10 protein-coding genes are annotated in these 12,390 nt (G+C 37.7%); 2 read left to right on the top strand and 8 right to left on the bottom strand.

Features of this window, described 5'->3' with window-relative positions; all coding sequences use genetic code 11:
* Window positions 1–9 precede the first annotated feature (9 nt).
* Window positions 10–2,532: a DNA gyrase subunit A gene (gyrA, locus tag CGC58_RS00050; RefSeq protein ID WP_095894541.1), complete on the bottom strand. Its 2,523-nt coding sequence runs from the start codon at window positions 2,530–2,532 to the stop codon at window positions 10–12.
* A gap of 362 nt (window positions 2,533–2,894) precedes the next feature.
* Between gyrA and typA the strand changes: the two genes are divergently transcribed.
* Both typA and ychF read left to right on the top strand, forming a co-directional pair.
* Complete coding sequence (gene typA, locus CGC58_RS00045; protein WP_095894540.1) at window positions 2,895–4,700, top strand: translational GTPase TypA; 1,806 nt, start codon at window positions 2,895–2,897, stop codon at window positions 4,698–4,700.
* A 234-nt stretch (window positions 4,701–4,934) separates the two neighbouring features.
* Window positions 4,935–6,026: a redox-regulated ATPase YchF gene (gene ychF / locus CGC58_RS00040; RefSeq protein WP_095894539.1), complete on the top strand. Its 1,092-nt coding sequence runs from the start codon at window positions 4,935–4,937 to the stop codon at window positions 6,024–6,026.
* Between the two features lie 77 nt (window positions 6,027–6,103).
* Here ychF and speB read toward each other — a convergent pair whose 3' ends face one another.
* The 7 genes from speB to dnaA all read right to left on the bottom strand — a co-directional run bounded on the left by speB (window position 6,104) and on the right by dnaA (window position 12,390).
* A complete protein-coding gene (gene speB / locus CGC58_RS00035) occupies window positions 6,104–6,970 on the bottom strand; it encodes an agmatinase (protein ID WP_095894538.1) in 867 nt (288 codons plus the stop codon).
* Between the two features lie 35 nt (window positions 6,971–7,005).
* On the bottom strand, window positions 7,006–7,974 hold the full coding sequence (locus CGC58_RS00030; RefSeq protein ID WP_095894537.1) for a polyprenyl synthetase family protein: 969 nt from the start codon (window positions 7,972–7,974) through the stop codon (window positions 7,006–7,008).
* Between the two features lie 110 nt (window positions 7,975–8,084).
* A complete protein-coding gene (locus tag CGC58_RS00025; RefSeq protein WP_095894536.1) occupies window positions 8,085–8,804 on the bottom strand; it encodes a YebC/PmpR family DNA-binding transcriptional regulator in 720 nt (239 codons plus the stop codon).
* Window positions 8,805–8,863: 59 nt separating this feature from the next.
* Window positions 8,864–9,514 (bottom strand): phosphatidylserine decarboxylase family protein, encoded by a 651-nt coding sequence (locus CGC58_RS00020; RefSeq protein WP_095894535.1) that lies wholly within the window; start codon window positions 9,512–9,514, stop codon window positions 8,864–8,866.
* Between the two features lie 93 nt (window positions 9,515–9,607).
* A complete protein-coding gene (locus CGC58_RS00015; RefSeq protein ID WP_095894534.1) occupies window positions 9,608–10,309 on the bottom strand; it encodes an SAM-dependent methyltransferase in 702 nt (233 codons plus the stop codon).
* A gap of 43 nt (window positions 10,310–10,352) precedes the next feature.
* Window positions 10,353–10,817, bottom strand: coding sequence for a low molecular weight protein-tyrosine-phosphatase (locus CGC58_RS00010; RefSeq protein ID WP_095894533.1), 465 nt, complete (start codon window positions 10,815–10,817; stop codon window positions 10,353–10,355).
* A gap of 154 nt (window positions 10,818–10,971) precedes the next feature.
* On the bottom strand, window positions 10,972–12,390 hold the full coding sequence (gene dnaA / locus CGC58_RS00005; RefSeq protein ID WP_095894532.1) for a chromosomal replication initiator protein DnaA: 1,419 nt from the start codon (window positions 12,388–12,390) through the stop codon (window positions 10,972–10,974).

Below are 12,390 nucleotides of genomic sequence, written 5' to 3'. Positions count from 1 at the left end.
ATTGACTATCTATACATTATTTTCAGTTTCAGGGTTTTGATTTTCTTCCGATGTGGTTTCTTCCTCATCTTCTTTCATAACCTTAGCAACAGCCGCGATAGAATCGTTTCCTTTGATGTTTATCAAACGTACACCTTGTGTAGCACGTCCCATAATTCGCAAATCATCTATCGGTAGACGGATAGCAATTCCGGACTTGTTGATAATCATCAAATCCTCACCCGGAAGCACACTCTTGATTGCTACCAAATTTCCTGTTTTTTCGGTAATGGAAATTGTCTTAACTCCTTTTCCTCCACGATTTGTAATTCGGTAAACAGCCTCTCCCGTTTCCGGTTCGTCGATATAAGAACGTTTTCCGTATCCATTTTCCGAAACCACAAGCACAGTTTCTTCCAACGGATTTTCAATAGCAATCATTCCTATAACTTCATCATTTTCAACATCCAAATCAATTCCTCGAACTCCTTGCGAATTTCTACCTACGGCACGTACTTTCTCTTCCTCAAAACGGATAGCTCTACCCGATTTCACAGCCAACATTAGCTGACTCTTACCGGAAGTAAGTTTTGCCTCAAGTAATTCATCTCCGTCCTTGATTGTGATTGCATTAATACCATTTTGACGAGGACGAGAATATTGCTCCAACAAGGTTTTCTTAACGATACCTTGTTTCGTGGTCATAATCAAATAATTATTATTGATATATTCCTCATCTTTAAGGTTTTGAACGCTCACAAAGGCTTTTACTTTATCATCTTGTTCAATGTTGATAAGATTTTGGATAGCTCGTCCTTTGGCAGTTTTGCCTCCTTCCGGAATTTCGTAAACTCGCATCCAGAAACATTTTCCTTTCTGAGTAAAGAACAACATATATTGGTGGTTCGAACTCACGAACAAATGTTCCAAAAAGTCCTGGTCACGCGTATTTGAAGCCTTTTGACCAACACCGCCTCTGTTTTGCGTTTTGTATTCATTTAATGGTGTACGTTTGATATATCCTGCGTGCGTGATGGTAATTACCATTGTTTCATCAGGAATCATATCCTCCACGCTGAACTCTCCTCCCGCGTACTCAATTTGAGAACGACGAACATCGCCATATTTCTCTTTCACCTCAAGAAGTTCTTCTTTGATGATTTCAGTACGGCGTTCCTTACGAGCCAAAATATCTTCTAAATCAATAATCAACTTTTTAAGTTCTTCAAATTCAGCACGTAATTTATCTTGTTCAAGACCTGTAAGCTGACGTAAACGCATCTCAACAATCGCTCTCGACTGAATTTCAGACAGATTGAAACGCTCCATCAATCGAGTTCGAGCTACTTCAGGACTTTCTGATGAACGGATAATTGCAATTACCTCATCAATATTATCCGAAGCAATGATTAATCCTTCCAAAATATGAGCTCTTTCCTGTGCTTTGCGGAGTTCAAATTGTGTTCTGCGATACACCACATCGTAACGGTGTTCCACAAAGTAGTGAATCAACTCTTTCAAATTCAACAATTGTGGACGACCATTAACCAGGGCGATATTATTCACACTGAAAGACGATTGTAACGCTGTGTGTTTAAATAAGTTATTTAAAACTACGTTAGACACGGCATCACGCTTGAGCACATAAACAATACGCATTCCCTCACGTCCTGACGATTCATCACGGATTTCAGAAATACCATCCAGTTTTCCGTCTTTAATAAGGTCGGCTGTTTGTTTAACCATCAAGGCTTTATTAACCTGATACGGAATTTCTGTAACTACGATACATTCCCTTCCTTTAACCTCTTGGATATCAGCTTTAGCACGCATCACAACACGACCACGTCCTGTTTTGAAAGCTTCGCGTACTCCTTCATATCCGTAAATGATTCCTCCGGTAGGAAAATCAGGAGCTTTGATGTATTTTATTAATTCATCTATTTCAATTTCAGGATTATCTATGTAAGCAATTGTTCCATCAACTACTTCGCTTAAGTTGTGCGGAGCCATATTGGTAGCCATTCCCACCGCAATTCCTGACGAACCATTTACTAACAAATTCGGGATACGAGTAGGCAACACCGTAGGTTCTTGCAGAGTGTCGTCAAAGTTTAATTGATGGTCAACGGTTTCTTTTTCAATATCAGCGAGCATATCTTCCGATATTTTTCGCATACGAGCCTCCGTATAACGCATTGCCGCTGCCGAATCTCCATCTACCGAACCGAAGTTTCCTTGCCCATCAACCAGCATATAACGCAAGCTCCAAGGCTGTGCCATTCGCACCATTGTTTCATATACGGGTGAGTCACCGTGTGGGTGATATTTACCCAGAACTTCCCCTACAATTCTCGCAGATTTTTTATATGCTTTGTTACTCAACACGCCCAACTCATACATTCCGAACAGAACGCGGCGATGAACAGGTTTCAAGCCATCACGAACATCCGGTAATGCCCGTGAAACAATTACCGACATTGAATAATCAATGTAAGCGGATTTCATCTCATCACCTATATCTACAGGAATGAGTTTTTCTCCTTCTGTCATAATTAATGTTTACTATTTTCTAATTTCATTCAACAAATCAACGGGCTAATGTACGAAAAAAATTGATTATAACACATATTTTCTTGTTTTTTTTATCTTCTGAAAGAAAATGAAGCTGGTGTTAAGTTAGTTACATTTTGGCAGATAAAACCTCATTTATTGATTTAAAACCAAATATTTGTAATTTATCCGATTCAGTATTTGATAAATATATTTTGTTTTATTTATTAAAAGTAAAATTTCTTTAAGATTTAGTTTTTGTTTATTCAAATTTCGTGATTTAACAAAACTTTTTTCAGCTCAATTTTTCATTTTTCACATTTAATCGTATTTTTGCCCGCTTTTAATTTTAAATACATTTTATGACTGCTATCAAAAACATAGCTATTATTGCCCACGTTGACCACGGGAAAACTACTTTGGTGGATAAAATACTACACCATTGTGCTTTATTCAGAGAAAACCAAGAATCGGGAGAACTGATTTTGGATAATAACGACATTGAACGCGAACGCGGAATCACGATTCTTTCCAAAAACGTTTCTGTGAATTATAAAGGAACGAAAATCAACATTATAGACACTCCCGGACACGCCGATTTCGGTGGTGAGGTGGAGCGTGTACTCAATATGGCAGACGGTGTTCTGCTTTTGGTGGACGCCTTTGAAGGTCCGATGCCACAAACGCGTTTCGTACTGCAAAAAGCCATCGAAATGAAACTCAAACCTATCGTGGTAGTAAATAAGGTGGACAAAGAAAACTGTACACCCGACGAAGTTCACGAAAAAGTATTCGACTTGATGTTTGAGCTTGGTGCCGAAGAATGGCAGTTGGACTTCCCTACCGTGTATGGTTCTGCCAAAAATAATTGGATGTCAGAAGATTGGAAAAACCAAACGGATTCCATCGACCCGCTTTTAGATATGGTAATCAAGCATATTCCTTCGCCAAAAGTGGAAGAAGGAACCACCCAAATGCTTATTACTTCACTTGATTATTCTTCTTTTACAGGACGAATTGCCATCGGGCGTTTGCAACGAGGCGTACTCAAAAGCGGAATGAACGTTTCGCTGGTAAAAGGAGACGGAACTATCACAAAATCAAAGATTAAAGAACTGCATACTTTTGACGGATTAGGTCGTAAAAAAATCGACGAAGTACAAGCAGGCGACATCTGTGCCATTGCCGGATTGGAAGGTTTTGACATTGGCGATACCATTGCCGATTTCGAAAATCCAGAGGCGTTGCCTACCATCGCTATCGATGAACCTACAATGAGTATGTTGTTCACTATCAACGATTCACCTTTCTTTGGGAAAGAAGGAAAATATGTTACTTCACGCCACATTAAAGAGCGTTTGGAAAAAGAATTGGAGAAAAACCTCGCCCTTCGTGTAGAGCCTACCGACAGCGCCGATAAATTTATGGTTTTCGGACGTGGAGTGCTTCACTTATCGGTACTTATCGAAACGATGCGTCGTGAAGGTTATGAACTTCAAATCGGTCAACCACAAGTAATTATAAAAGAAATTGACGGCGTAAAATGCGAGCCTGTTGAGGAACTGACTATCGACTTGCCCGAAAACCTTTCGGGAAGAGCCGTTGAATTTGTAACCCTTCGCAAAGGTGAAATGCTTTCAATGACTCCGAAAGGCGAGCGAATGGTAATTGAATTTATCATTCCGTCAAGAGGAATTATCGGGCTTCGTAATCAGATACTTACAGCTACTGCCGGAGAAGCCATTATGGCACACCGCTTCTTGGAATACCAACCTTACAAAGGCGAAATTCCGGGGCGTATCAACGGTTCGTTAATCTCAATGGAAAATGGAAAAGCCATTCCGTATTCTATTGACAAACTGCAAGATAGAGGGAAATTCTTCATCGACCCGAACGAAGATGTGTACGAAGGACAAGTAATTGGGGAAAATTCACGCGGTGATGATATGGTAGTGAACGTTACTAAAACCAAGAAACTCACCAACATACGTTCAGCTGGTGCGGACGATAAAATGCGTATTGCCCCTGCTATTAAGTTTTCGTTGGAAGAAGCATTGGAGTACATCCAAAAAGATGAATACGTGGAGGTCACACCAAAATCAATACGCTTGCGTAAAATCTACTTAAACGAAAACGACCGCAAACGCTACGAAAAAGAGTTTAAATAACTTAAGAATTCTGTTTAAGGATAACAAAAAACCGAAAGTGTAATGCTTTCGGTTTTTTATTTTTTAAAAAATTAAGTTTTGCTTTGGCTTTTTCTAATTTCTTAACCCTTAATATGTGTTATTTTTTGAGTTTCAAGATTTTTTATTACTTTTGCACGAATTTTAGTAAAAAGTAAAACAGCTAAAAATGAGTATATTAAATCATTAAAAGGCTGTAAAACCCATAAAAGTAATATGAAAGCAGGAATTGTAGGGCTTCCTAATGTTGGGAAATCCACCTTATTTAATTGTTTATCAAATGCCAAAGCACAGAGTGCAAACTTTCCGTTTTGTACCATCGAGCCTAATTTAGGGGTAGTGAACGTACCCGACCCACGGTTGGAAAAGCTGGAAGAATTGGTAAAACCCGAACGCGTTTTGCCAGCCACCGTTGAAATTGTGGACATTGCCGGCTTAGTGAAAGGAGCCAGCAAAGGCGAAGGGTTAGGCAACCAGTTTCTGGGGAACATCCGCGAGTGTAACGCCATCATACACGTGCTTCGATGCTTTGAAAACGATAATATTGTTCACGTGGACGGTAGCGTAAATCCTATCCGCGATAAAGGAACCATCGATGTGGAGCTTCAACTTAAAGACCTTGAAACGGTTGAAAAACGCCTCGACAAAGTAAATCGTGCTGCCAAAGCGGGCGACAAGAAAGCTGCCAAAGAACAAGAACTCTTAAACCGAATCAAAGCTACTTTGGAATCGGGCAATTCTGCAAGAGCCGTACAAGTTGCTGAAGACGAGCAAGAATTAATGGATTCTTTCCAACTGCTTACCGCCAAGCCTATTTTATATGTTTGTAACGTTGATGAGGCTTCTGCCAAGAATGGAAACAAATATGTGGAGCAGGTAAAAGAAGCGGTAAAGGACGAAAATGCGGAAGTCATTGTACTTGCCGTTGCCACCGAAGCCGACATTACCGAATTGGAAAGCTATGAAGAACGACAAATGTTCTTGGAAGACATCGGGCTGGATGAGCCAGGGGCTTCCAAACTGATTCGGGCAGCATACAAACTGCTAAATTTGCAAACCTATTTCACTGCCGGAGTTAAAGAGGTTCGTGCTTGGACGATTCACAAAGGAGATACCGCTCCAAAAGCCGCCGGGGTTATCCACTCCGATTTTGAAAAGGGATTCATCCGTGCCGAAGTTATCGCCTACGATGATTTCGTTACCTACGGAAGTGAAGCCAAAGTAAAAGAAGCCGGAAAAATGCGTGTAGAAGGCAAAGAATATATCGTGAAGGATGGTGATGTGATGCATTTCCGTTTTAATGTGTAATTTTTAATTCCATATAGAAACAAAAAAGGTCAGAATGTTTTCTAATTCTGACCTTTTTTTATTTCTCGTAATCTTCGTTATTTAACTCTTTTACTGTATTTAAAATGGTAAGCTAACATTTTATAATACAATTTTGCGGCTAAAAAAGCTGTTGGTTTCGCAGCAGGGCTATCCATAAGTTCCACAATATCAAAAGCTACCACATTACATTTTTTGAAAACCTTGCGAAGTAGTTTCAAAGTTGGATACCATTGTAATCCGCCTGGTTCCGGAGTTCCTGTTGACGGAGCGATTGAAGGGTCAAAAGCATCCAAATCAATGGTTATATAAACATTTCCGGAAACTTTATCCAAAACATCATCAATCCATTTCTTGTTTTTAGCAATTTCGTGAGCAAAAAATACACGTCCTTTAGGAAGATATTGTTTTTCTTCTGCATCCATTGAGCGAATGCCTACTTGTACTAATTTATGCTTTTGGTTAGCCTCGAACACCGCACAAGCGTGGTTAGATGTAGAACCGTGAAACTCCGGACGCAAATCCGTATGAGCATCTAACTGAAGTACGGTTAATTTTTCATACTTCTCTCCCACTGCACGAATCGAACCAATTGAAACAGAATGCTCCCCTCCGAAAAGTGTAAATAATTTGTCTTCGTGTTGCAAAAGTTCTTTCGTTTTTTGATAAACAGCTTCGGTCATTGCCTCAGGCGAGCTATTTTCAGACACTTCTCCCGCCATATAAACTCCATTCAAGTAAGGTTCTGAATCTGTCTCAATATCATAGAGTTCCATATTTTCAGAGGCGTTCAAAAAAAGTTCAGGACCTTTGTCTGCACCTTTCCCCCAAGTAGAAGTTCCGTCATAAGGAACCGTTACCAACATTACTTTTGAATTTTCAAACGTTGCATTTTCTTCAGGAATCCCTGCATATGTTCTTTCCATCTTTTCTATATTTTTAATAATTTTATTCGATTTTTTTATATTTTTCTGTCCATTAAATCAATAGCAAACTTTCTGAGTTCAAGTTTTTTATCCTCAGTAATATCCAATTTTTCAAGCGATTCCAAAGATTTTTGTGTGTATTTCTCAATTTCTTTTCTGACAAAATCAGCAGCTTGAGTTTCTACAAAAATTTTCTTTACTTTTTCAACTTTATCAGGATTTTCTTCCGCATTATTATACAAAAGGAATAATTCTTTTTTTAGCTCATTATCAGATAATTCCAAAGCTTTCAGATAAAGCATTGTTTTCTTGTTTTCCAATATATCCCCTCCTATTTGCTTACCGAAAGAACTATCTCCAAAGGCATCAAGATAATCGTCTTGCAATTGAAAAGCCAAACCTAACTGAATTCCGAAATCGTAAACAAGTTTTTTATTTTCTGCGGAAGTTTCAGCCACAATTGCTCCCATTTGCAAAGCAGCCCCCACCAAAACAGCAGTCTTGTACTTTATCATCAGCAAATATTGGTCAGTACTCACATCGTTTCGGCGTTCGAAATCCATATCCAATTGCTGACCTTCACAAACTTCCAAAGCCGTTTTGCTAAACAATTTCGCCAACTCCTGAAAAATAGTTGGTTTATAATTCTCAAACAACTGATAAGCAATGATTAACATTGCATCTCCCGATAAAATCGCTGTGTTAGTATTCCACTTGTTGTGTACTGTTTGTTTGCCTCTCCTTAAAGGAGCGTTATCCATAATATCGTCGTGAACCAACGAAAAATTATGAAAAACTTCCACAGCCAAAGCCGCGTGAAGAGCTTTTTTATAATCTACCCCGAAAAGGTTTGCCCCCATTAGCGTTAAAATAGGACGAATGCGTTTTCCTTCCAATCCCAAAATGTAATGCATTGGTGCATACAAATTTTCAGGTTCTGTTTTAACAATTGATTTTTCCAGATGAATTAAAAATGCTTTTTTATAATTCTCTATAGATGACATAATTACGTTTATGATAAAAGAAAAACTGTCAGAAAAAAACTATAAAGCAATCTCTAACAGTTTCTACATATTTTATATTGAATATTTACAGTTTATTGAACCCTAAAAGACTAAGCTTCAGCTTCTTTCATTGTGTGGTAAACATTTTGGACATCCTCGTCTTCTTCTATTTTTTCAAGAAGTTTTTCCACATCAGCTTGTTCTTCAGCCGATAACTCTTTAGTTACCTGAGGAATACGATCAAATCCTGAAGATAAAATTTCTATATTTCTGCCTTCCAATTCTTTTTGAATAGCCCCAAAACTCTCAAAAGGTGCATAAATATGAATTCCGTCTTCGTCGGCAAAAACTTCCTCGGCTCCGAAGTCAATCATCTCTAGCTCAAGCTCTTCAGGGTCAATTCCTTCGGCATTAATTCGGAAATTGCACGTGTGGTCGAACATAAACTCCACCGAACCGGAAGTTCCAAGAGTTCCGTTACATTTATTAAAATAACTACGGATATTTGCCACAGTACGATTGTTATTATCGGTTGCCGTTTCAATCAAAACCGCAATTCCGTGAGGTGCATACCCTTCAAAAAGAACTTCTTTATAGTTTGCAGTATCTTTCTCAGATGCCTTTTTTATTGCTCTTTCTATGTTTTCCTTCGGCATATTCGCCGCCTTAGCATTTTGAATTACAGCTCTTAATCGTGAGTTAGATTCAGGGTGCGGACCTCCTTCTTTAACCGCCATTACGATGTCTTTTCCGATACGCGTAAACGTTTTTGCCATCGCAGCCCAACGTTTAAATTTTCGTGCTTTTCTAAACTCAAATGCTCTTCCCATAAATTTTTTCTATCTTTTTAAAAAAACTAAATTAAAAAATCAATTTCTTTGCTAAACTCTTATTTTTCAGCTATTACGTCAATTCCGCCTTTAACAGTTTGACCCAACTCAACATTTATTTTAGTATCAAGTGGCAAATATAAATCCACACGTGAACCGAACTTGATAAAACCTGCATCAGCTCCTTGAACTGCCGTATCTCCTTCTTTTGCATAATTCACGATGCGTTTTGCCAAAGCTCCTGCAATTTGTCGGTATAACACTTTCCCAAAAACTTGATTTTCAACCACTACCGTAGTTCTTTCATTTTCTTCGGATGCTTTTGGGTGCCAAGCTACTAAATATTTTCCAGGGTGATATTTACTAAAAACCACTTTACCACCTAAGGCATAACGAGTTACGTGAACGTTGATAGGCGACATAAAAATAGAAACTTGCAGACGCTTATCCTTAAAGTATTCCTTTTCCTCAACCTCCTCAATTACTACAACTTTTCCGTCAACCGGTGCAATAATTTGATTATCATTCTTTTGTGTAATTCTTTTAGGATTTCGGAAGAATTGAAGTACCAAAATCAAAAGTACCAATGCAAGTACCTGAATTAGTTTTTGTAACCAAAAAATATCAATAAAAAAATGTGCAAACAAAGCCAATCCTGCAGTAATAAAAAACGTAGTCAGAATTATCTTAAAACCTTCTTTATGAAACATATATGTAAAAATTTCAAAAAATCAACTTAGCGTGTAAAAAGAAAAAATTTTCGGCAAATATATGAATAAATATTCTAAAAATAACAATATTTTTTAACTTCCTATAATAAAAATTGCGGGACGTTTTTGAAAAGAAATGTTTGTTTTTCGCCATTGAGCTATAGTTTGAGTTTTAATTTCCTCGGTTTCCAAACTGATATCACAAGCAATACACAACAGAGTTGTTGGTTGCAGAGTTTCTATCAAATCGGCAAGCATTTTGTCATTTCTGTAGGGAGTTTCAATAAAAATTTGAGTTTGATTGCTTTCTATCACTTTTCTTTCAAGCGATTTTAGCATTTTTTTACGTTCTGATTTATCAATCGGGAGATAACCATTAAAAGCAAAACTTTGCCCATTCAGCCCGCTTGCCATCATAGCCAATAATATGGAAGAAGGACCAACCAAAGGAATTACTTTAATTTTCTCTTTGTGAGCTATTTTCACTATTTCAGCCCCAGGGTCAGCAATTCCCGGACATCCTGCCTCAGAGATAATTCCCATTGAAAATCCGGCAGAACAAGGCTCTAAAAAAGAAGGCAATTCTTCCGGAGGCGTATGTTTGTTGATGGTAAAAAAGACTAATTCTTGTTGAGATTTTTCGGGAGCAATTTGTTTTATAAACTTTCGTGCCGATTTTTCATTCTCTACGATAAAATGCCTTAACGAACGAACAACACTTACCACCTGATTTGGCAAAACCATATCAGCAGAACTTTCACCTAAAAAGTTAGGAATCAGATAAATACTTGACATAAAATCAAAACTAAAATACAGTAATTTAAAAGAAGAAATTATTTTAATGAATAGCTTTCAACTTTTCACTTATCACATCGCAAGCTTCGTCAATCATAGTGAAAACAGCTCGAAAATCATTTTTATCTCCATAGTATGGGTCAGGGACTTCCTTTAAAGTTGCCTTACCAAGCGTATCCAACAAAAAAGAAATTTTCTCTCGATGCTCTTTTTTTTCTGCTAAGTCACACACATTGGCGTAGTTACTTCTATCCATTACAAAAATATAATCGAATTCTTCAAAATCATTAACTGAAATTTGACGCCCTTTAAGGTTGGAAATATCTATTCCGTTTTTGCGAGCAACTTCTATCGAACGGCGGTCAGGAGCGGCTCCTACGTGATAATTTGAAGTTCCCGCAGAATCCACTTCAAACTTCTCTGAATCAAGCTTTGACCTCAAAATTCCTTCTGCCAACGGAGAACGACAAATATTCCCCAAACAAACCATCAATATTTTTGTTTTCATTTAAATTTTTGTAGAAAATTGAATCTTGCAAAGCTACATTTTTTTAATCTAAAATACAAATAAAACTATGCTTATTTCCAAATAAATATACCATTTTAATTGAAGGAAATTTTGCATAAAAAAATCCCAAGCTTTCAAACTTGGGAGCATAATCTTAATTAGATAATTTCAAGGTTAAATCTTCGACATATTTTTTAAATTCACGATCGGTTTCTGCCAGATTTTCAACGGTTTTACAAGCGTGCAGAACGGTTGCGTGATCGCGTTGCCCAATCTGTGAACCAATAGTTGTAAGTGAATTTTTCGTGTATTTTTTAGCAAAAAACATCGCTAACTGACGTGCTTGCACTATGTTCCTTTTTCGAGTTTTTGATTGCAAATCTTCCAAATCTACCTGAAAATAATCCACAACTATTTGTTGTATGTGGTCAATCGTTATTTCTTTTCTGTGATTTTTTATTGATTTTTCAATAATGCTTTGAGCCAATTCAATTGAATATTCCTTACGATTGAAAGCCGCCTGAGCAATTAACGAGTTACTAACTCCTTCTAACTCACGCACATTAGTTCTCACATTTTGAGCTAAATACGCAATAATTTCATCGCTAACATCAGCTCCGTCGGTATAAAATTTATTTTTCAAAATCTTATAACGTGTTTCATAATCAGGAGCTTGCAATTCTGCCGACAACCCCCATTTGAAACGAGAAAGCAATCGTTGCTCAATATCCTGCATATCTACTGGTGCTTTGTCCGATGTCAAAATCACTTGTTTATTATTTTGATGTAAGTGATTAAAAATATGGAAGAAAGCATCTTGTGTTTTTATCTTTGATGACAAAAACTGAATATCATCAACAATAAGAACATCAATAAGTTGATAAAAATGGATAAAATCATTCAATGTATTTTTATCCTTATCCTTTGACATCGTGGCATTCACAAATTGTTGAGTAAACTTCTCAGCTGAGACATATAGTACTTTTTTCTTAGGATGTTTCTCCTTGATTTCCACCCCAATAGCGTGTGCCAAATGAGTTTTTCCAAGCCCTACGCCTCCAAAAATAAACAATGGGTTAAACGAAGTTCCACCAGGCTTGTTAGCCACAGCTATCCCCGCCGAGCGAGCCAAACGATTGGAAGCCCCTTCAACAAAGTTATCAAAATTCTGATTTAGATTAAGTTGCGGGTCAATCGTAATTTCTCGGATTCCTGGAATGACAAATGGGTTCTTAAGCTCAGGGTCTTTGTTTTGAACTGGCACAGTAACAGACTGCTTCGCCAGCTCAGGTCGGTTGGTACTTGGCACTTGCTCCCTAACCGAGGCGTCTATAATGTAAGTCAATTTAGAATTAGCCCCCAAAGCGAAGGTCAGTGCCGATTTAAGGAGAGAAATGTAATTTTCTTCCAAAAATTCATAGAAAAATTTACTCGGGACTTTGATTTTCAATGTATTCCCATCCAATCCCATAGGCACAATGGGAGCAAACCACACATTAAATGGTTGCTCATCAATATTGTCTTTGATAAAATCAAGACATCTACCCCATACTTTTTCGGCTAAATCTTTCAT

The organism is Capnocytophaga stomatis, assembly GCF_002302635.1.
Classification (GTDB): domain Bacteria; phylum Bacteroidota; class Bacteroidia; order Flavobacteriales; family Flavobacteriaceae; genus Capnocytophaga; species Capnocytophaga stomatis.
Note: the sequence above shows the minus strand (reverse complement) of the source record. Positions and strands in the feature narration are given on the sequence as shown.